Source organism: Achromobacter sp. 1014246743, assembly GCF_059760725.1.
This window is the reverse complement of record NZ_JCBANA010000017.1, coordinates 23,765-43,314: the sequence shown is the minus strand read 5'-3', so window position 1 is coordinate 43,314 and position 19,550 is coordinate 23,765. Positions and strand designations below refer to the sequence as shown.

Below are 19,550 nucleotides of genomic sequence, written 5' to 3'. Positions count from 1 at the left end.
CCGCTGCGGCAAAGCGGCCAGGGTCGTATAGAATCTACCCTTTTGGCCGACGCTCATGTGGTTCAAGAATCTCAAGATTTACCGCCTCTCCTCGCCGTGGACCCTGACCGGCGAGCAGCTTGAAGAAACGCTTGCGCGGCATGCCTACCAAGCCGGCAATAACCTCGAAATGCAAAGCCTGGGCTGGGTGCCTCCGCGCGAGAACGGGGGCCTGGCCCACGTCGTGGGCGGGCAGATCCTGCTCAACCTGCGCGCCGAAAAGAAACTGCTGCCCAGTACGGTCGTGAACCAGGTCGCCAAGGCCCGCGCCCAGGAAATCGAAGAGCAGCAAGGTTACAAGCCCGGCCGCAAGCAAATGAAGGAAATCAAGGAACGCGTCACCGACGAGCTCCTGCCGCGCGCCTTCAGCGTCTACCGCGACACCCGCGTCTGGATCGACCCGCAGAACCACTGGCTGGTCATCGACGCCGCCGCCTCGGCCAAGGCCGATGAAGTGATCGGCCTCTTGGCCAAGTGCGTGGACCCGTTCCCGCTCGAAAACCTGTACGTCGCGCAGTCGCCCGCCTCGGCCATGACGGGCTGGCTGGCCGAAGACGAAGCGCCGTCCAATTTCAGCATCGACCAGGACACCGAACTGCGTTCGTCCGGCGAAAGCGGCGCGGCCATCCGCTACGTCAAGCACTCGATCGACGCCGACGACGTGCGCCGCCACATCCAGTCGGGCAAGCAGTGCACGCGCCTGGCCATGACCTGGGCCGACCGCATCTCGTTCGTGCTGACCGAGGGCCTGGACGTCAAGCGCGTCGCCCCCCTGGACGTGCTCAAGGAAGGCAACGACAACATGGCCACCAACGACGACGAAAAGTTCGACTCCGACATGATGCTCATGACGGGCGAGCTGGCCAAGATGCTGGCCGAGCTGGTCGACGCCCTGGGAGGCGAAAAGAAGATCTGAAGCGCCTGGCCGACCCGGCCTTGCCCCATCAGGCCGCCCATTGCAGGGCGGCCTTTTTCATGGTGCGGCGGCATCCAGGTGCATCATGACGCCAACGCGCCAGGCCGCGCGTTGACACTACGCCGCCACGCTGCGGTCGCGGCCGCCCTGCTTGGCCTGGTACAGCGCCTTGTCGGCACGGTCGATCAGGTAAGCGTAGTCAGGGTGGCCATCAAACGTCGCCACGCCGATGCTGGTCGTGATGCGCAGGGTGCCCGCCTCGGGAATGCTGAACGCATGCCGGCGGATTTCCGCGCCCAGTTTCTCGGCTACGGCCAGCGCGGCATCACGTGCCGTATCCACCAGCACCACCAGGAATTCCTCGCCGCCGTAGCGGAAGACGAAATCACTGGACCGGCACGCCTGGTGCACCACCTCGGCGAACTGGCGCAACACCTGGTCGCCGCCGGAATGCCCGTACTGGTCGTTGATGGCCTTGAAGTGGTCGATATCCAGCAGCAGCACCGAAAACGCCGAGTGCTCGCGCGTGGCGATCAGGATCTCGCGCCCGATCACCGAAGGCAGAAAGCGCCGGTTCAGGACATTGGTCAGCGGATCGCTGCCGCTTTCGATCTCGGCCACCATGTCGAAAAGGCCATTGAGCAGGTGCTTGATGCGTGCCACCAGCTCTTGCAGCTCGCGCACCTGGTCGGGCAACGACGGCTGTCCCGCCTGCCCGCCCTGCAACAGGCGCGGCAGCACCACGTCGTCCAGCCGTGCCACGGCCTCGGTAATCTGTCCCAGCGCCGGCGCGCTCTCGAACAGCACGCCGCCCTTGTGCTGCAGCCACAAGCCGAATTCGGAGGCCGCCAATCGCGGCAAGACCTGTTCAGGCGCGCGGTAGTGCAGGCCGATCAGCACGGCCTGGCTCCATTCGAGCAGGGCCGCGCGCTGGCGTTCGCGTTCGGTCGAGATGTTCTGCCCCAGCGCGAACAGCCGGTAGGCCTCATCGTTGCGCGCGCCGCGATTGATGTCGCGCATGAAGGCGCGGCTCATCTGCTCGATTGCCAGGTCAAAGAGATTACAGACGTACTGGGTTGCGATCGATGCCGCGATGCCGTCCAGGTCGCTGGCACGCAGGCGTTGCGCGATCTCGTTCTTCAGGATGCGAGCGCCGGCCATCACCAGATGGATGGGAATGTGCACGCGCGCATGCACTTCGCCGACCTTTTTCTGGGTGGCCATCAGCGCGGCGATATCGCCTTGATCGCGCACGCACAGCAGGCCCTTGAGCCAGTGCTTCATGCCCTTGTGCAGGCGGCTGGAAACGATCTCGTGAGACAGGCGCGGGCCGGCTTCGGCGTCAGCCAGCAAGGTGGAATAGAACGCGTCGACCAGGGCGTCGGCGCTGTCGGACACCACCGCGGCGACCTGGCCGCGGGTATAGGCATCGACCGACGAATAGACCGCCTGCCAGGCCTGCGCATTGGACGCGCTGAGGTAACAGGCCTGACCGGCAGGGTCAGGAGACGACGGAACCGCGCGACTCATCGAAGACATAAAACCATCCGACCGAAGACTCCATGGCGTGTCTCGGAGCGACACGCGACAGGAAAAACCAGCGCGGATTATGCTTGAAATCGCAGACGCGCCGCCGCAGCGGCGCTGCCTTGAGCGGTTTATTCCAGGCCGTGGAACACCGAATCGTCAGGACCGACGTGCGACGGATGCTGCCACGTCACGTCGCGCAGCGAGTGCTGCACCAGCCCTTCCACGCCCAGCAGCACCGCGAAGATGGCCATGCGGATGGGAATGCCGTTGTCGGTCTGGCGGAAAATCGCCAGGCGCGGATCATGGTTCAGGTCCACGCTCAGGTCGTTGGCGCCCGGTCGGCTGTCGCGCGGCAGCGGGTGCATGACGATGGTTTCCGGGCTGCAGTACGCGTCGATGATGGCGCGGTTGATCTGGAAGTCTGGCGTGTAGCCTTCGTTTTCTTCGTTGGCAAAACGCTCTTTCTGCACGCGCGTCGCGTAGATGACGTCGGCGCCGGCCAGGCCTTCGGCCAGCGTGGTCTTCTGCTCGATGATGTTGCCGTTGCGGCTGGCCTGCTCGATGATGTAGGAGGGCATTTCCAGGCCCTTGGGCGACACCAGCGAGAATTTGACGTTCTTGTACAGGGCCATGAGCTTGATCAGCGAGTGCACGGTACGGCCGTACTTCAGGTCGCCGACCATGGCGATGTGCGCCCCGTCCAGCAGTTTGCCCAGGCGCGAGAACTCGGTCAGGATGGTGTACAGGTCCAGTAGCGCCTGGCTGGGGTGTTCGCCAGGGCCGTCGCCGCCGTTGACCACCGGGATGTTGGTGGCGCGCGCGAATTCCGCGACCGAGCCCTGCTCGGGATGACGGATCACCATGGCGTCCACGTAGCCGCTCATGACGCGGCTGGTGTCGTAGATGGATTCGCCCTTGGCCATGGACGAAAAGGTGAAACCCGTGGTATCGCAGACCGAACCGCCGAGGCGGCAGAAGGCCGAGCCGAAGCTGACGCGGGTACGGGTGCTGGCTTCGAAGAACAGGTTGCCCAGCACGGCGCCTTCCAGCACGCGCGACACTTTCTGGCGACGCGCGATGGGCTGCATCATGTCGGCCACGCGGAACAGGTCTTCGACCGATTCCCGCGTGAACTGATCCACCGACAGCAGTTGGTGCTTGCCTTCCACAGCAATGCGATCGCGCAACGGGCCATCTTGTACGCTTTGCGTATACTTTTCGAGCAGCACCCCGTTTTGCACGATTTCGCTGACGAAACGCTGCACCACTTCCGGCATGGCGCGGAATTCCTGCGAGCCCTCAGGCAACAGCCAGGTGTCCAGCGCGCGGCGCTTGACGCCGATCCGGGTCGCGAACACGTCGCGCGTCAGGTTCAGGCGGCGCATCGCGTCGCGCAGGAAAGCTTGCTGGGAAATGGTCATGACAGGTCCCGGATAAAGGGTTTATATACGCACTGCGCATATTATTCCCAACGCAAGTGCAAGTCCAACACTTTTGCGCACACGGGTTTACCCGTTGTTTTTATCGGCGAGCGTAGGTGGTCATGTGGGGCGAGGCATCTGCGGCGGCCTGCCCGGCCGCCAGCCAGCAGCCCGCGCAGAACGCCAGGGCGCTGGCCACATAGCACAGCAGGGCCAGTGTCTGCGCCGGCAGGTGACCGCGCGTGACCCGGCCGTTGTAGCCCTGGCGCAACAGGCTGACCTGCGCCAGATAGCCGAACATCGCCCCCAGGCAGGCGGTCAACAGGCCGGCCAGCAGCAGGAACAGCGGCAATTGCAGATCGGGGGCGGCGATATCGCCGCCCACCATGCCCAGCGAAAACGCCGCCAGGCCCAGCGCCGCGGCGCCGTTCAACCAGCCCAGGAAGCGAAAAGCGCCCGCCAGCAGCGCGAACGGCATGCCGGCGGCACGAATCTGCTGGGCGCGGGGGTCCATGGATCAGTCCTTGCGGCAGACCGGCGTGGCGCTCTGGATCGAGGCGCGGGCGGCGGCAATTTCCGCGGTGTCCCAGCGGCCTTGGCCCAGCACCGTGACGGTGACCTTGGACTTGGCCGGGCCGTCGGATTCGGCGGACACCAGTTCCAGCACCGTGGCGGGCTCGCCCACCTTGTAGACCTGGACCTCGTCAGGGGCGCCCTTTTCGCCGATGGTGTGGCGCCATGCATAGGCCACGTTATAGGGGTGCTGCACGTTGACGTGGCAGGTGCGCACATATTCGCCGGCACGTCGGAAGGCGGCCTGGTAATTGGTGTCCACGCTGAACGTTTCCTTCAGCACGGTATCGGACTCGTAAACGCCCTTGCTGGCACATCCGGCCAGCAATGCCATCAACGTGACGCCCACCCATACAGACTTGCGCATGATTCTTCCTGCCTTCAGATTCGGATTCCCGCGATTATGCCAGCGGCCGTAAAAAGGCCACGCCCGAAATGCCGGAACATTTCTGCGTGGCCGGTGCGGCGCCCACGGCGCGCGGACTGCCAGACACCGCTATTTGGTGGCGGCGCCCTCGATTTTCTCGCCGCCGCGCTGGATGTCCTTGCCGGCGCCTGCAACGGTATTGCACCCCGCCGTCAGGGCTGCAATCGAAAGCATCATGACAAGAATGACTTTGTTCTTCATGGGCATCTCCTATCGAGGCGTGGAAACCGAAGCCAGCATACCGCAAAGACCGCCGTTTGCGCAGGGTGGGCAGCCCGCCCCCGGGGCCGCGACCGGCATGCGACCGGCCGGTCACAGGGCCGGGCGTCCAGCGCCTGTCGCCTATTTGCCGGCAATGGATTAGGATTCGCAAATGACCAAGAAACACCTATCGGAAAACCACGACGGCGGCTCGCCGCAAGCGTGGGGCTGGGAACAGCCGCAGTGCCGCGGACAAGCCGCATTGGCGCTCTTCATCGACGATTTGCATCGCATCCTGCAGAACCATGCCGCGGGCCAGTTGGCCGCCAGCAGCACGCTGGCCGACGCCCAGGAACAGGTGGACGATCTGCTGGCTCGCTACAACGGCATTGCCGCCGCGCCCGAAATCTTCCTGGGCCAATCGGTCCAGCTCAAGGAAGGCGTCGACCGCAATGGCGTCTCGCATACGGTACCCATTTTTTCACCGCGCCTGAAACAATCGCTGGTCGCGATGCTTGGACAAGGACCCGGCTGACCACACTCCCGGCGCGTGCCGCCGGCGGTCAGCCAGAACAGCTCTAACGAGGGAGACCGCACAATGAATACAGACAATGTCGTAGAGTTCCTCCGCCTGCTGTCGCTCGACGTCTCGCTGGGCGCTGCCGCCCAGCACGCTGCGGGTCAGGCGGATGCACCGCTGGCATTGGCCAGGCTGGCCACCGCGCATGGCTTGCCCTGCAGCGCTTCGGACTGGTCTGTATTTGCCCGCAGCTGCCTGGATGCGTCGCAAGAAGCCGTCGACACCGACATGCCCTCGGGCGAAGCCAAGATCTGGCAACTGGTGCAAGACCCCGGCCAGGATGCCAGCATGCCCGCCAGCGCGATCACCCGCGTCATCGGCATCGTCAACCAGCCCGACGGCACCACCGTGGTGGGGCATGTCGTCAACGATCTGACACCCAACCCCGGCCGCGGGCTGCACCCCTACCCCAACAGCTCTTGAGCCCGCACGCCCGAGACCGCTGACGACAGCAGCGAATCGTCAGGCGCTGGCCTCTGCCAGAAAAGCGGCCACGCCCTGCGCCGCCACGCAGCCGCTGGCCATGCATGCGGTCAGCAGGTAACCGCCTGTGGGCGCCTCCCAATCCAGCATTTCTCCCGCGCAGAACACACCGGCCGCTGTTCGCAGCATCAGGCCGGGCGTCAGCGACTGGAAGCTGACGCCGCCTGCCGTGCTGATGGCTTCGTCCATCGGCCGCGCCCGTACCAGGGTCACAGGCAGCGCCTTGATCAGCACGCCCAGGCGCGCCGCATCCCGGAAATCGTCAGCCCCCGCGCACTCGCGCAGCAGCCCCGCCTTCACACCGGTCAGCCCCAGCCGGCTCTGCAGATGGCTGGACATGGATCGTGCGCCGCGCGGATGAGTCGCCGCGGCCATCACTTTATCGGCCGTCCAGTCCGGCGCCAGATCCAGCAGCGCGATGGCATGCCCCGCGGCGTCGATCTGATCGCGCAGCAAGGCCGAGAGGGCATAGACCAGGCTGCCTTCGATCCCGCTTTCGGTAACCACGAATTCGCCCTGGCGAGCCTGGCCGGGGGCCGTGACGCCGGCCGGGCGCATTGCCACGGACTTGACCGGCTGGCCCGCGTAGCGCGCGCAGAAGTGCGCCGACCAGGCCACATCGAAACCGCAATTGGCCGGTCGCAACGGCGCCACGGCGACGCCGTGCGCCGCCAACCCCGGCAGCCAGGTGCCATCGGAACCCAGCTTGGCCCAGCTGCCGCCGCCCAGCGCCAGCACCACGGCATCGGCGGCCTCGCTGCGCTCGCCATCGGGCGTCTCAAAACGCAGGTCCGCCGCGCTCGGCGTGGCCGACACCGGCCAGCCCAGCCAGCGATGGCGCATATGGAAACGCACGCCGCTGCCGCGCAGTCTGGCCAGCCAGGCGCGCAGCAGCGGCGCCGCCTTCATTTCGGCGGGAAACACGCGGCCGGATGAACCCACAAAGGTCTCGATTCCCAGTTGCCGGGCCCACTCGCGCAAGCCGCCGCCATCCAGCACGCGCAACCAGGGTTCCACCTGCGCGGCACGGTCGCCGTAGCGGGCCAGGAACGGCGCAGCGGCCTCGCTGTGGGTCAGGTTCAGGCCCCCACGGCCGGCCATCAGGAACTTGCGGCCGACGGATGGCATGGCGTCGTACACGTCGACTGCCAGGCCCTGCGCGGCCAGACCCTCGGCCGCCATCAAACCGGCCGGGCCACCACCGATGACGGCGACGCGCTTGCGGGAGGTATTCATGGCGTCGGCGCCTGGGCGCTGCCGGAAGACGGATGCGGGTACGGATGCATGGAAAAAGCCGTGACGGAAATGCCAGGGCGGCAGGCGCCGCCAGGGGAGCGATTGTCGCATGCGAGGCGCAGACCACCGCGCCGGCATCCGTGCAGGACAAAAAAATGCCCCGCATGGGGCATTTTTTCATCGCTGGCGGCAAGCCATTGATATTACAAAGATATTGGGACATGCACAGTGCCTATCCCAAGGCTTGTCCACAATCGCTGTGGGTAACTTGCGTCCGCTAGGCGTTGCCCGCGGCCTGCATCGGGCCCGACCAGGGCTCGGCGTCCAGCTGAAAGCGCAGCTCCTGGTATTCGCCGTCGACCGACACGGATCGCAGCAGCCCGGCGCCCAACGCCTGCCCCAGCGCACGGCGGCACAGCGTTTCGGGATCGTCGGGTAGCGACTGGAACACGCCATCGGGAATGCGCAGCCGCAGCAGCGCCTGGGGATCGCCCCGTTCAGCCGGTCGGCCGATATGGATATGGGCCGGATAGCCATGCGGGCACCAGATGCCCACGTGATACTTGCCTTCGGTGCCGGTATCGGCCACGTAGCCGGGATGATCGTATTTTGCTGTGCCCATGGACCCTCCTCGTGTGCGGCGAACTTGCGCGCGTAGCCCATGGTAGCGCAGCGTCCGGCGGCTGTGCGGCCACAAGACCCAGGGAAACTCCGGGCTGGAACGATGGCTTGATGCAGGGCAAGGAAGGAGCAAAAAAGGGACGAAAAAAAACCGCGACCTGTGTCGCGGTTTTTTCGGGGCGCCTGAGACGCGCTTGAAACTGGTTGCGGGGGCAGGATTTGAACCTACGACCTTCGGGTTATGAGCCCGACGAGCTGCCAGACTGCTCCACCCCGCGTCTGATGTGTGAATCATACATCATTTTGAAATCTTGTGCAGCGCACCCAGGCCATTTTGCCGATTATTTTTGCGGATCACGCCAAAAATGCTTCGCACGACGGCCCAGAAGCGCTGCCACGGGCCGGGCACGTCCAGGCAGATCGCCTGCGCGCGGCCAAGCGCCGTCAACACCAGCGGACCGCCTTGCGGCAGGGGATAGCTTTCGCCCGCGTTCAAGCGGACGGGCGGCGGCAAATGCCGGCCTGGCGGCACTTCCGCGCGGTACGGGGCCTCGACGATCAGCAGGCTGCCGCTGACACAGACCACCGTTGCACCGCTGCGCAGGTGCACTTGCCGGGTGGCGCCGGACAGGATGTCGAAACGTTGGGCAGGTAATTCGGGGGCGGGAAAAAGGGCCATGGTCATCTCCAATCTGACCCCTGTAGGCTACGAGCCTGCTGCTTTGCGCAACAGCCACACAATATGGCTTTCTGTACCGATGCAGCCTCTCGATTTCGGGGCTGTTCTGGTGTACTTTGCGGGAATCTGTGCCTACCCTCACACCAACCCCGGGGAGCATGATCGGCGCATGGAACCGCAACCGCTTTATCTACGCCTGGCCAACCACTATCGGCGCGCCATCCAGACGGGGGTCCTGGCCCCGGCCCAGCGCATGCCGTCCGTGCGGACCCTGGTACGGACCCATCACGTCAGCCTGTCCACCGCGTTGCAGGCCTGCCGCCTGCTCGAAGACGACGGCCTGATCGAGGCCCGCCCCCGTTCCGGCTATTTCGTCCTGAAGCCGCGCCGCAGCAGCATCCCGCCTGTGGACGAGCCGGACATCCGCCAGGCCCTGGGCGCCGCGCAATACGTCGGCATCCATGACCGCGTTTCCGACTTCGTGGCCAAGTGCGAGGCCCACCCCGTGAGCGCCAACTTCGCGCTGGCCGCCGCGACGCCCGATGCCTACCCGATGGAAGACCTGAAACAGGCCATGATCAGGACCTTGCGGCATTCGCCCCAGGTGTTGGTCAGCCCGGTGCCGCCGCAAGGCCACCCGGACCTGCGCACCGTGTTGGCCCGACGCGCGCTGGCCAACGGCATCAACGCCACGCCCGACGACGTCATCGTGACGCACGGCTGCATCGAGGCCCTGAACCTGGCGCTGCGCGCCGTGGCCCGCCCGGGCGACACGATCGCGGTCGAGTCGCCCACCTACTTCGGCCTGCTGCAGATTCTGGAAAGCCTGGGCATGCGCGCGCTGGAGATCCCGACCAGCCCCCAGCACGGCCTGTCCATCGAAGCGCTGGACCTGGCCTTCCAGACACACGGCAACATCCGCGCGGTGGTGGTGGTGCCCAACTTCCAGAATCCGCTGGGCTGCGTCATGCCCGACGCCGAGAAGGCCCGGCTGGTGGCGTTGTGCGAGCGCCAGCAGGTGCCGCTGATCGAAGACGACACCTACGGCGCGCTGACCGACGACGATACGCCCCTGGCCGCCGCCAAGTCCTGGGACCCGACGGGCAACGTCATCTATTGCTCGTCACTGCACAAGACGCTGGCGCCGGGCATGCGGCTGGGCTGGCTGCTGGGCGGCCGCTGGAAGGCCCGCATCGCGATGCTGAAATTCGCGCAAAGCCGGCCAAATGAACCGCTGGCGCAGATCGCGGTGGCCGACTACCTGGGCTCGCGCGCCTACGATCGGCACCTGGCGCGGCTGCGCCGGCAACTGAAGACCCAGCGCGACCAGACCGCCGAAATCATCGCGGCGCACTTTCCGCGCGGCACGCGCCTGAGCATGCCCAAGGGCGGCATGCTGCTGTGGGTGGAAATGCCCGAAGGACGCTCGGGGCTGGATGTATTCGAAGCCGCGCTGCGGCAAGGCATACGCGTGGCGCCGGGCGCGATGTTTTCCAACGGCACCCGCTACAACCACTTCCTGCGCATCAGTTGCGGCCAGCGCCACACGCCAGACATCGCGCAGGCGCTGGGCACCTTGGCGCGCATCGTCGGCGAGCGTCCCGCATGAATCCGCACCTGCACCAGTTCATCGTCGACTACGGCCTGTGGGCAGTGTTTGGCGGCACGCTGCTGGAAGGGGAAAGCGTGGTGGTGCTGGCCGGCTTCCTGTCGCACCAGCGGCTGCTGCACCTGCCGTACGTCATGCTGTGCGCGTTCGCCGGTTCGTTCCTGGCGGACCAGGTGCTGTTCTACGTGGGCCGCCGCTACCGGGACCACCGCTACGTGGCGCGGGTGCGCGCCCAGCCGGCATTCGGCAAGGCGCTGGCAGCCATTGACCGATATCCCCACGGATTCATCCTGGCCTTGCGATTTCTGTATGGCCTGCGCACCGTGGGTCCGGTGGCGCTGGGTGTATCGCGGGTCTCGCCGCTGCGATTTCTGGTGCTCAATGCGATGGCGGCTGCGATCTGGGCGGTGTGCTTCAGCCTGTTGGGCTATCTGTTCGGACAGACCATCGAGTCGATGCTGGGACGCTTGCACGGCGTGGAAACCAAGCTGGCGGTTGCGGCCGCGATCGGCGTGGCGGTGTGGCTGGCGTACTGGCTCTACGCAAGACGGCGGCGCAAGGGCTCACAGCAATGACCGACCGCACCTGGCCGGCCGCGCCTTGCCGGCCGCGCCTGACCGCCGCTCTCAGAACACCAGCTTGCCGCTAGCGCGCATGACATGGCGGCGGCGGGCCTTGCGATACATCGGACCGATGAACGGCAACACGGCCAATCGCCGCAGGATGGGGTGGCGCTGGTCAAAGTCGTGCCAGGCCTTGAAGCCATGGCCCAGGCGCTCCCAGCTTTCGCGCGCCTCGGGCGAGAGTTTGCCGGGGTCGAACGCCGCCAGTTTTGCCGCTTCCGAAACGCGCGCCGCGAGGGGCTTGTTCCGGTATTCCAATGGATACTGATTCCGCATGGGGCCGCATATTACCCGGCTTGGCGGGTGTCTGCCGGCCCCGCGAGGGTGCCGGTTACCGCGTTGTCTGGCGCGCACTTTGACCGCCGGTTGCAAACCCTTGTAATCAAAGGAAAAAGACTGTCTATGCCAGCACTATCCCAAGGCTTGTCCACAGAAGTTGTGGGTAACTTTGCCGGATGCGCCGGCCGGCGGCCTGGCGCCGTGGCTTACTTCAGTGCGGCGATGACCTGGTCGCGCACGCTCTCGAAGCCCGCCACGTACTGGGGGTTTTCCGATCGGGCCAGCAGGCTGGAGTAGTTCTGTTCCAGTTGCGCCTCGATGGCTTCGCGCAGGCCGGGTGAGCCCTTGGCCAGATGCAGCATCGTCAGCAACGCCGAATTGAGCGCATCGATGCGGCCGCCCTGGTGCGAAATGGTGTGCACGATGACTGCGATTTGTTCCTGGGTGTCCATGGGTATGCCTCCTGGTAAAGATATCGGCGCAAATCCTAGCATGGGCGCGCGCGGCCGCTGGGCAAGGCCGGCTGCCCGCGCTAGCATGAAGCGTCGCGCCCCGCCGTCGGCGCGGCGCCACCGGAGCCGTGCCCATGAAGACGATCCAGAACTACCTGCCCCCGGATGCCGCGTCCCTGCAGCGCCTGCAGGACCGACTGGGCTACAGCGACGCGCAAATGACCGAACTGGCGGGGCTGGACGACGCCGCGCCCTGGTCCAGCTATGTCGGTGGCCCCCAGCCGCGCACGCTGGGCCGGCAGCGGTTGATCGCCATGGCCGCCCGGCTGGCGCTGGACGATGCGGCCTGGCAGCGCGTGTTGGCCGCCATGCGCGATGCCGGTGCACGATTCGACTACGGCGCGCCCGCCGCCGCCCCGGCGCCCCCAGCCCCCACGCCCGGCCCCGCAGAAGAAAGCAAGTTCGGCATGCGCCTGGTGAGCGACCATGGCGCCTTTCACGAAATGGAGCAGTTGCGCGAGTTCGCGCACTTTGTCCACGAGTTCGGCGTCAGCGAACTGGTGCGTGCTGCCCGCTACGACAGTGGCGCCGACCTGTGCCGCTTCACGCTCGATAACGCGCAGGCACAGGACCCGGCACGGCGGGACCGCGTCTTCGATGCCGCCTTCAAGACCATCACCCGCTTCGAGTTCGACGGCCGCATCTACCAGGGCGGCATCCCGCCCGAATCCGACGGTTGAATCCGGACCTGCCCCGCCGCCGCAGGCAGCCCGCGCGGATGCATTGACTTGCGCCGCATCGCCCTTGTATGGTCGGGCGCATGAACGAACGCCTAGACGCCATCGACCGCCAGTTGCTCAGCCTGTTGCAGGCCAACGCCCGCGAACCTGCCGCCATCCTGGCGCGCAAGCTGGGGCTGGCCCGCACCACGGTCGTGGCGCGCATTGCCCGCCTGGAACGCGAGAGCATCGTGGCCGGCTACGGCGTGCGGCTGGGGCGCCTGCTGGAAGAGGCCGCGGTGCGCGCCTACTGCTTCATCAGCGTGCTGCCCAAGACGCCCGCCGCCGTGATCCGCGAGCTGGAGAAAATGCCCGAGGTCGAAGAGGTGTCGTCGGTCAGCGGACCCTACGACTACCTGATCTTCCTGCGCTGCGAAACGCACGAACAGCTGGACGCGCTGCTGGACCGCATCGGCCTGATCGATGGCGTCAAGCAGACCCAGACGTCCATCGTGCTCAGCCGCAAGGTCGACCGGCGCAGCGCGGTCGGCGCGCCCTGAGCCGCGCGACTGGCGCGACGCAACGCCGTCCACGCCCTACCCGGGGGACAGCGGGGGCGGCATAATGTTGTAATGTGGTTTATCACCAATTTCGGATCCCCCATGCGTGCACGCCTAGCCTTCTCTTCCGCCCTGCTCGTCCTGCTGGCCGCCTGCTCCAGCATGAGCGAAGTGACGTCCACCGGCAAGAACAGCTACAGCGTCACGTACAGTTCCGGCACGCAGCTGCTGACCTGGGTCGAGATCAAGAACCAGGCGCTGCAACGCGCCGACCAATACTGCCAGTCCATCGGCCGCAAGCTGCAGAAGCCCGCCGTCACGTCCAACCACGCGACGGGCCTGGGTTCCAAGCGCGCCACGGTCAACTTCGAATGCGGCGCCATCGATCCGCCCAAGACCGACAAGCAATAAGCCAGGAACCACCGTGAAGACTCCGCCGCCCGTGGGTATCACCATGGGGGATGCCGCCGGCATCGGCCCCGAAATCGTCGTCAAGGCGTGCGCCCAGGGCCTGAATGCGCCCTGTGTGGTGTACGGCGATGCGGGCGCCCTGCGGCGCGCCGCCGCGTTGCTGGGCGCACGGCTGGACATCGTCGAGATCGCCCATGCCGGCCTGGCCACGGGCGACGCCGGCCAGATCGAAGTCATTGCCTGCGGCCCCGCCCTGCCGCCCGACCTGCCTTACGGCCAGGTCAACGCGGCGGCCGGCCGCGCCGCCTACGATTACGTTTGCGCCGCCATCGATGACGCCCAGGCCGGCCGCATCCGCGCCATCGTGACCGCGCCGCTGAACAAGAAGTCCATGCACGAAGGCGGCGTCGACTACCCCGGGCACACCGAGATCCTGGCCGAGCGCTCGGCCACGCAGGATTTCGCGATGATGCTCGCCAACGATGAACTGCGCGTGCTGCTGGTGACCATCCATGTCGCGCTGGCCGATGTCATCGCCCGCATCACGCCGCAGGCGGAACTGACCGCCATGCGCCTGGCCGACCGCGCCTGCCGCCAGATGGGCATCGCGCAGCCGCGCGTGGCAGTGGCTGGCCTGAATCCGCACGCCGGCGAAGGCGGCAAGTTCGGCCGCGAAGACCTGGACATCATCGAACCGGCCATCCGCCAGGCCCGCGACGAAGGCATCGACGCCAGCGGCCCCTGGCCCGGCGACACGGTCTTCATGCGCGCGCGCCGCGGCGAATTCGACATCGTGGTGGCCCAGTACCACGACCAGGGCCTGATCCCGGTGAAATACCTGGGGCTGGACCACGGCGTCAACGTCACGGTGGGGCTGCCGTTCGTGCGCACCAGCGTCGACCACGGCACGGCTTTTGACATCGCCGGCAAGGGCGTCGCGGACCAGGCATCACTGGTAGCGGCCTTTGACCTGGCCTTGGCCATGACGCCCTGAGCCTGCCCGCGCGACCCGGGTCTACAATACGCCCCGATTCCGGCGCCTGCCGCGCGCCGCCGCTTTCCGTTCTATCCCTGCCTCCCATGTCACGCCTTGCTCGTCTCCTGCCCGACCGCTTCACCCTCTACCTGATCTGCACCGTCATCATCGCCAGCATCGTGCCCGCCCACGGCCAGGGCGTGGTGGTGTTCGGCTGGATCACCAACATCGCGGTCGGCCTGCTGTTCTTCCTGCACGGCGCGCGCCTGTCGCGCGAAGCCATCATCGCGGGCCTGACGCACTGGAAGCTGCACCTCACCATCTTCTCGGCCACCTTTTTGATGTTCCCGCTGCTGGGCCTGGCGCTCAAGCCGGTGCTCGAGCCGCTGGTGACGCCCGAACTCTACCTGGGCATCCTGTTCCTGTGCTGCCTGCCCGCCACGGTGCAGTCGGCCATCGCCTTCACCTCGATGGCGCGCGGCAACGTGCCCGCGGCCGTCTGCAGCGCCTCGGCCTCCAGCCTGCTGGGCATTTTCCTGACGCCGCTGCTGGTGGGCACGGTGGTGGCGAACGCCGGCAGCGCGCCGATCTCGTTCGACGCGGTCGGCAAGATCATGCTGCAGTTGCTGCTGCCCTTCGTGCTGGGCCAGTTCGCCCGCCGCTGGATCGGCGCCTGGGTGCACAAGCGCAAGGCGATGCTGAAGTTCGTGGACCAGGGGTCGATCCTGCTGGTGGTCTACACCGCGTTCTCGGAAGCCATCAACGAGGGCCTGTGGAGTTCGACGCCGATCCCCGCCCTCCTGGGCCTGGTGGTCTGCTGCGCCGTGATCCTGGCGCTGGCGCTGGGCCTGTCGGCGCTGGCGGGCAAGGTCCTGGGCTTCAATGTGGCCGACCGCATCACCCTGCTCTTTTGCGGTTCCAAGAAAAGCCTGGCCAGCGGCATCCCCATGGCGCAGGTGCTGTTTGCCGGCCATGCCGTGGGCGCCATCGTGCTGCCCCTGATGCTGTTCCACCAGATCCAGCTGATGGTCTGCGGCGTGCTGGCCGCGCGCTACGGCAAGCGGCCCGAATCGGAAGCGTGAATTTCCGGCTGCCCAATGAAAAACCGCGCCCAGGCGCGGTTTTTTTTATTGGCCGAAACGACGGCGATCAGTACATGTCCTTGGGCTGCGCGCCCGAGAAGTTCAGGAAGCGCGTGCTGGAGCCCTGGAAGGTCAGGCGCACCGTGCCGATCGGGCCGTTACGCTGCTTGCCGATGATGATCTCGGCCGTGCCCTTGTCCGGCGAATCGGGGTTGTAGACCTCGTCGCGGTAGATGAACAGGATCACGTCGGCGTCCTGTTCGATAGCGCCGGATTCGCGCAGGTCGCTCATCACGGGACGCTTGTTGGGACGCTGTTCCAGGCTTCGGTTCAGCTGCGACAGCGCGATCAGCGGGCAGTTCAGCTCTTTGGCCAGGCCCTTGAGCGAGCGGCTGATTTCCGACACTTCGGTAGCGCGGTTTTCGCCCGAACCGTTGCCCGACATCAGCTGCAGGTAGTCGATGATGATCAGGCCAAGCTGGCCGCACTGACGTGCCAGGCGGCGGGTGCGCGCGCGCACTTCCATCGGGCTGAGCGCGGGGGTCTCGTCGATATAGACTTGTGCATCCTGCATCAGTTGCACGGCGTGGGTCACGCGCGGCCAGTCTTCGGCGATCAGCTTGCCGGTCCGCATGCGGTGCTGGTCGAGCAGGCCGACCGAACCCAGCATACGCATGGCCAGCTGCACGGCGCCCATTTCCATGGAGAACACCGCCACCGGCAGCCCCTGCTCGATGGCCACGTGTTCGCCGATGTTCATCGAGAACGAGGTCTTGCCCATGGACGGGCGGCCGGCCACGATGATGAGGTCGCCGCCCTGCATGCCCGAGGTCATCTTGTCCAGGTCCGTGAAGCCCGTGGGCACGCCGGTGACGTCGGAGCTGCCCTCGCGATGGTAGAGCTCGTCGATGCGCTCGACCACCTGCGTGAGCAGCGGCTGGATTTCCTGGAAGCCAGCGGCGCCGCGCGCACCTTCCTGGGCGATCTGGAACACCTTGGACTCGGCCTCGTCCAGCAGCTGGCGCGCTTCCTTGCCCTGCGGGTTGAGCGCGGCCGAGGAGATTTCGTCGGCGATGGACACCAGCTTGCGCAGCATGGCGCGCTCGCGCACGATCTCGCCGTAGCGGCGGATGTTGGCGGCCGAGGGCGTGTTGTGGGCCAGCGCGTTCAGGTAGGCCAGCCCGCCGGCGTCTTCGGCCTTGCCAGCGCTGATCAGCGATTCGTTGACCGTGATGACGTCGGCCGGGCGCGCCAGCCCGATCAGGCGGGCGATGTGGTGCCAGATCAGCCGGTGGTCGTGACGGTAGAAGTCTTCTTCGACCAGCACGTCGGCGATGCGGTCCCAGGCCGAATTGTCGAGCAGCAGGCCGCCCAGGACCGACTGTTCCGCCTCGATGGAATGAGGGGGAACGCGCAGGTATTCGAGCTGGGGATCGGCGGGTGTATTCATGGCTTCAATAGTAACGGCTGCAGGATATCCGCGACGCGGAAAAATCCCTGTACATCGCGCGACGGCAGGCGGCCCAGCAGGGGGCGCAGGGGCGTGGCGATGAAAGTAAGCACCCGGGTCAGGCGGCGCAGACGGGCCTTGACCTCGGGGTCGGGGTTGCACTCGAAATAGACGTCGAGCGCCAGTTTACCCAGCGTGCGACCGACATCGTCGGGCAATTTACGCAAAGACACCAGCGAGGCCAGCATCTGGAACAGGTCATAGGCCTGGGCCAGCGGGCGCGACAGCGTCGAGCCGATGTTTTCCTCGAAATCGATGCGCCACAGTTCGCCGTCACGCAGGGTGATGTTGCGGATCTGGGCGCCGCCATGCCACAGCCCGCGGGCATGGAAGGCGGCCAGGTCGGCCGCGGCCGCGCGGGCCAGCCACAGCTGCGAGGTGGAGTCTTCGTTGCGGATGAGGTCGGCCAGGTCTTCACCCACGAATTCCAGGACGAGCAGGCCTTGTTCCTGCCACCACACTTCGGGCACGCGGCAGCCGGCCTGCAACAGTTGCTGCAGGCGCCGCGCCTCGTGCTCCAGGCCATTGCGCAGCAGCACGCCGGGACGGGGGAATTCACCCAGGAACAGCTTGCAGCCCACGCCCAGGAACAGCGCCCGCACATAGCGCAACGCATAGCTGACACCGCGCGCAAAACTGGGACGGCGGCGTTTGACGATGCAGCGCACGCCATCGATGGTTGCATCCCGCACCGACGGCTCGGTCTCGGCGTTCAGGCTGTCGAGCCAGGCGCGCAATCCGGGAGGCGCATTGTGGTGGACGGGCGGCTGGGTCAAAAGGTCCTCTGTACAAAACAGCTTGCGGCAGGCGTGCAGCCCGAAAGACTACACGCAAATGCCGGCGATCAAAGCCGGAAGAAGCACGGCAAAAAGAAAAAAAGCCGGCGCGCGGGCCGGCTTTTTTTACCGCGAAGTCCGGATTAGGACAGTTCGCCTTCGATCAGCACGGTGATGTCGACAACGACGTCGGCGTGCAGGGCGACCTGGATCGGGAATTCGCCAACGGCCTTGAGCTGGCCATTGGGCAGACGCACTTGCGCCTTCTCGATGCCTTCGAAACCGGCCTTCTTCAGACCTTCGGCGATGTCGGCGTTGGTGACCGAGCCGAACAGGCGACCGTCGACGCCGGCCTTCTGGGCGATCTTCAGCTGGAAGCCGTTGACGCGCTCGCCCAGGGCTTGGGCAGCGGCCAGCTTCTCGGCCTGGACCTTTTCCAGTTCAGCGCGGCGGGCTTCGAATTCCTTCAGGGCGGCGTCGGTTGCGCGACGGGCCTTCTTCTGGGGAATCAGGAAGTTGCGGGCGTAGCCATCACGCACGCGAACGACTTCGCCGAGGTTGCCCAGGTTGACGACTTTTTCGAGCAGAATAACTTGCATTTCAGTGCCCCGGATTAGTTGTGGTTGTCGGTGTAAGGCAACAGGGCCAGGAAGCGCGCGCGCTTGATGGCGGTGTCCAGCTGACGCTGGTAGATTGCCTTGGTGCCGGTCAGGCGAGCCGGGATGATCTTGCCGTTTTCTTGCACGAAGTCGCGCAGGGTGTCCAGATCCTTGTAGTCGATCTCTTCGACGCCGGCTGCGGTGAAGCGGCAGAACTTACGACGCTTGAAGAGCGGGTTCTGCTGCGTGAATTTGCGTTTTTCTTTGCGTTTTCCGAAGAAAGCCATGATATGTGCCTCTATGTTTGAGGGGACCGGATCAACCCTTTTCGGGCCCGATTCCCCATAACCTATCCGTATTCAGAAGGCGCCTTCGCGCCCGTTGCCCTTACCCGTCAAGCCACCAGCGGATCGCGTCCTGCGCTGCCGCTGATCTTGCGTGCCTGCTGCAGATGCAGCTTGAACTTCACGGAGTCTTTGCGGACGGGGGCCAGAAACCCCTGCACCTGCAATTCGGACCCCAGCGCCGTTCCTTTCAACAGCAACGCCAGATCGCCCAGTGCCACGGCCGAGATCGTCAGTTCCACACGGCGCGGATGGCCGGCTTCGATGACCTCGGATTCGTGCGCCAGCACCATTTCCAGTGCGGGCAGGCCGGCGGGAGTGTGGCGCAAAGGCTCGCATTCGAGAACGCGGGCGCTGAGTTCCAGCTTGTTCATCCTGCCAGGCACCAAGGGGACTTCATGGGTGGGCTCTGCGTGAGCCCTGCTTACTCGGCCTGAGCCGCGACAGCTTCCGCCGAAGCCTTGCGGGCTTCTTCACGCTCGACCGACTTCATCATGATCGAGGGAGTGGTCTGGGCCTTCTTGGTCTTGATGACCAGGTGGCGCAGGACGGCGTCGTTGTAGCGGAACGAGTGTTCCAGCTCATCCAGCGTGGCTTGGCCGCACTCGATGTTCAGGCAGACGTAGTGAGCCTTGACGAGCTTCTGGATCGGGTAGGCCAGTTGACGGCGACCCCAGTCTTCCAGGCGGTGAACCGAGCCGCCTTGGCCCGTGACCAGCGCTTGGTAACGCTCGACCATGGCGGGCACTTGCTCGCTTTGGTCGGGGTGAACGATAAACACTACTTCGTAGTGACGCATGAGTAAAACTCCTTGAGGATGTCTCGCAGGCCGTTTTCCAGTGCTTTCTCTATCACTGGTCTTTTGCTTCAGACTTGGCTTGCAAGGGGCAGCCCGCTACCCAAA

General features: G+C 65.7%; 26 protein-coding genes and 1 tRNA gene. 10 read left to right on the top strand and 17 right to left on the bottom strand.

What is annotated here, in order from left to right; all coding sequences use genetic code 11:
- The first annotated feature begins 55 nt into the window (after positions 1–55).
- Entirely contained in the window at positions 56–955 is a 900-nt protein-coding gene (locus AC6LJ2_RS09555; RefSeq protein ID WP_183004000.1) for a recombination-associated protein RdgC, read from the top strand.
- 117 nt (positions 956–1,072) lie between these two features.
- Here the strand turns inward: AC6LJ2_RS09555 and AC6LJ2_RS09550 are convergent, their stop codons facing one another.
- The 5 genes from AC6LJ2_RS09550 to AC6LJ2_RS09530 form a co-directional block, all read right to left on the bottom strand.
- The gene (locus AC6LJ2_RS09550) at positions 1,073–2,494 is read right to left on the bottom strand and encodes a diguanylate cyclase (protein ID WP_263915024.1); all 1,422 of its coding nucleotides are present in this window, start codon (positions 2,492–2,494) and stop codon (positions 1,073–1,075) included.
- Between the two features lie 119 nt (positions 2,495–2,613).
- Entirely contained in the window at positions 2,614–3,906 is a 1,293-nt protein-coding gene (locus AC6LJ2_RS09545; RefSeq protein ID WP_445658505.1) for an aspartate carbamoyltransferase, read from the bottom strand.
- Between the two features lie 100 nt (positions 3,907–4,006).
- Complete coding sequence (locus AC6LJ2_RS09540; RefSeq protein WP_025140281.1) at positions 4,007–4,420, bottom strand: hypothetical protein; 414 nt, start codon at positions 4,418–4,420, stop codon at positions 4,007–4,009.
- A 3-nt stretch (positions 4,421–4,423) separates the two neighbouring features.
- Positions 4,424–4,846, bottom strand: coding sequence for a BPTD_2524 family lipoprotein (locus tag AC6LJ2_RS09535; RefSeq protein WP_498151242.1), 423 nt, complete (start codon positions 4,844–4,846; stop codon positions 4,424–4,426).
- 129 nt (positions 4,847–4,975) lie between these two features.
- Positions 4,976–5,107, bottom strand: a complete 132-nt coding sequence (locus tag AC6LJ2_RS09530; protein ID WP_263915020.1) for an entericidin A/B family lipoprotein — start codon at positions 5,105–5,107, stop codon at positions 4,976–4,978.
- 172 nt (positions 5,108–5,279) lie between these two features.
- Here AC6LJ2_RS09530 and AC6LJ2_RS09525 point away from each other — a divergent pair, with 172 nt between their 5' ends.
- Together AC6LJ2_RS09525 and AC6LJ2_RS09520 are read left to right on the top strand one after the other, a co-directional pair.
- A complete protein-coding gene (locus AC6LJ2_RS09525) occupies positions 5,280–5,642 on the top strand; it encodes a hypothetical protein (RefSeq protein ID WP_263915019.1) in 363 nt (120 codons plus the stop codon).
- Positions 5,643–5,705: 63 nt separating this feature from the next.
- The gene (locus AC6LJ2_RS09520) at positions 5,706–6,110 is read left to right on the top strand and encodes a hypothetical protein (RefSeq protein WP_498151241.1); all 405 of its coding nucleotides are present in this window, start codon (positions 5,706–5,708) and stop codon (positions 6,108–6,110) included.
- A gap of 39 nt (positions 6,111–6,149) precedes the next feature.
- Here the strand turns inward: AC6LJ2_RS09520 and AC6LJ2_RS09515 are convergent, their stop codons facing one another.
- From AC6LJ2_RS09515 to AC6LJ2_RS09500, 4 genes are all read right to left on the bottom strand, one after another.
- A complete protein-coding gene (locus tag AC6LJ2_RS09515) occupies positions 6,150–7,406 on the bottom strand; it encodes a TIGR03862 family flavoprotein (protein WP_498151240.1) in 1,257 nt (418 codons plus the stop codon).
- Between the two features lie 277 nt (positions 7,407–7,683).
- Positions 7,684–8,028 carry a hypothetical protein gene (locus AC6LJ2_RS09510; protein WP_025140275.1) on the bottom strand — a complete coding sequence of 115 codons (345 nt, stop codon included), beginning with the start codon at positions 8,026–8,028 and terminating at the stop codon, positions 7,684–7,686.
- 200 nt (positions 8,029–8,228) lie between these two features.
- Positions 8,229–8,305: transfer RNA gene (locus tag AC6LJ2_RS09505), tRNA-Met, on the bottom strand.
- 20 nt (positions 8,306–8,325) lie between these two features.
- The gene (locus AC6LJ2_RS09500) at positions 8,326–8,706 is read right to left on the bottom strand and encodes a hypothetical protein (protein WP_263915016.1); all 381 of its coding nucleotides are present in this window, start codon (positions 8,704–8,706) and stop codon (positions 8,326–8,328) included.
- Positions 8,707–8,875: 169 nt separating this feature from the next.
- On the opposite strand from AC6LJ2_RS09500, the gene AC6LJ2_RS09495 reads away from it, so the two are divergent.
- Positions 8,876–10,315, top strand: coding sequence for an aminotransferase-like domain-containing protein (locus AC6LJ2_RS09495; protein WP_263915015.1), 1,440 nt, complete (start codon positions 8,876–8,878; stop codon positions 10,313–10,315).
- On the top strand, positions 10,312–10,890 hold the full coding sequence (locus AC6LJ2_RS09490) for a DedA family protein (RefSeq protein WP_498151239.1): 579 nt from the start codon (positions 10,312–10,314) through the stop codon (positions 10,888–10,890). The genes AC6LJ2_RS09495 and AC6LJ2_RS09490 overlap by 4 nt, the downstream gene beginning before the upstream one ends.
- A gap of 51 nt (positions 10,891–10,941) precedes the next feature.
- Here the strand turns inward: AC6LJ2_RS09490 and AC6LJ2_RS09485 are convergent, their stop codons facing one another.
- Positions 10,942–11,196, bottom strand: a complete 255-nt coding sequence (locus AC6LJ2_RS09485) for a hypothetical protein (RefSeq protein WP_263915013.1) — start codon at positions 11,194–11,196, stop codon at positions 10,942–10,944.
- A 227-nt stretch (positions 11,197–11,423) separates the two neighbouring features.
- Complete coding sequence (locus AC6LJ2_RS09480) at positions 11,424–11,669, bottom strand: hypothetical protein (RefSeq protein WP_025140270.1); 246 nt, start codon at positions 11,667–11,669, stop codon at positions 11,424–11,426.
- 134 nt (positions 11,670–11,803) lie between these two features.
- Here AC6LJ2_RS09480 and AC6LJ2_RS09475 point away from each other — a divergent pair, with 134 nt between their 5' ends.
- From AC6LJ2_RS09475 to AC6LJ2_RS09455, 5 genes are all read left to right on the top strand, one after another.
- Positions 11,804–12,409 (top strand): hypothetical protein, encoded by a 606-nt coding sequence (locus tag AC6LJ2_RS09475; RefSeq protein WP_263915012.1) that lies wholly within the window; start codon positions 11,804–11,806, stop codon positions 12,407–12,409.
- Positions 12,410–12,489: 80 nt separating this feature from the next.
- The gene (locus tag AC6LJ2_RS09470; protein WP_025140268.1) at positions 12,490–12,948 is read left to right on the top strand and encodes an Lrp/AsnC family transcriptional regulator; all 459 of its coding nucleotides are present in this window, start codon (positions 12,490–12,492) and stop codon (positions 12,946–12,948) included.
- A gap of 102 nt (positions 12,949–13,050) precedes the next feature.
- Entirely contained in the window at positions 13,051–13,359 is a 309-nt protein-coding gene (locus AC6LJ2_RS09465) for a hypothetical protein (RefSeq protein WP_263915011.1), read from the top strand.
- A 13-nt stretch (positions 13,360–13,372) separates the two neighbouring features.
- Positions 13,373–14,353: a 4-hydroxythreonine-4-phosphate dehydrogenase PdxA gene (gene pdxA, locus AC6LJ2_RS09460; protein ID WP_263915010.1), complete on the top strand. Its 981-nt coding sequence runs from the start codon at positions 13,373–13,375 to the stop codon at positions 14,351–14,353.
- A gap of 86 nt (positions 14,354–14,439) precedes the next feature.
- Positions 14,440–15,417, top strand: coding sequence for a bile acid:sodium symporter family protein (locus tag AC6LJ2_RS09455; protein ID WP_263915009.1), 978 nt, complete (start codon positions 14,440–14,442; stop codon positions 15,415–15,417).
- 67 nt (positions 15,418–15,484) lie between these two features.
- Here AC6LJ2_RS09455 and AC6LJ2_RS09450 read toward each other — a convergent pair whose 3' ends face one another.
- The 6 genes from AC6LJ2_RS09450 to rpsF form a co-directional block, all read right to left on the bottom strand.
- Positions 15,485–16,867, bottom strand: coding sequence for a replicative DNA helicase (locus tag AC6LJ2_RS09450; protein ID WP_175193926.1), 1,383 nt, complete (start codon positions 16,865–16,867; stop codon positions 15,485–15,487).
- Entirely contained in the window at positions 16,864–17,703 is an 840-nt protein-coding gene (locus AC6LJ2_RS09445; protein ID WP_263915008.1) for an RIO1 family regulatory kinase/ATPase domain-containing protein, read from the bottom strand. Before AC6LJ2_RS09445 ends, AC6LJ2_RS09450 begins: the two co-directional genes overlap by 4 nt.
- A 143-nt stretch (positions 17,704–17,846) precedes the next feature.
- Entirely contained in the window at positions 17,847–18,302 is a 456-nt protein-coding gene (gene rplI / locus AC6LJ2_RS09440; protein ID WP_175193925.1) for a 50S ribosomal protein L9, read from the bottom strand.
- 14 nt (positions 18,303–18,316) lie between these two features.
- Entirely contained in the window at positions 18,317–18,589 is a 273-nt protein-coding gene (gene rpsR / locus AC6LJ2_RS09435) for a 30S ribosomal protein S18 (protein WP_006218308.1), read from the bottom strand.
- Between the two features lie 107 nt (positions 18,590–18,696).
- Complete coding sequence (gene priB, locus AC6LJ2_RS09430; protein ID WP_025140261.1) at positions 18,697–19,020, bottom strand: primosomal replication protein N; 324 nt, start codon at positions 19,018–19,020, stop codon at positions 18,697–18,699.
- Between the two features lie 50 nt (positions 19,021–19,070).
- Positions 19,071–19,445 carry a 30S ribosomal protein S6 gene (gene rpsF, locus AC6LJ2_RS09425; protein WP_006393715.1) on the bottom strand — a complete coding sequence of 125 codons (375 nt, stop codon included), beginning with the start codon at positions 19,443–19,445 and terminating at the stop codon, positions 19,071–19,073.
- Positions 19,446–19,550 lie beyond the last annotated feature (105 nt).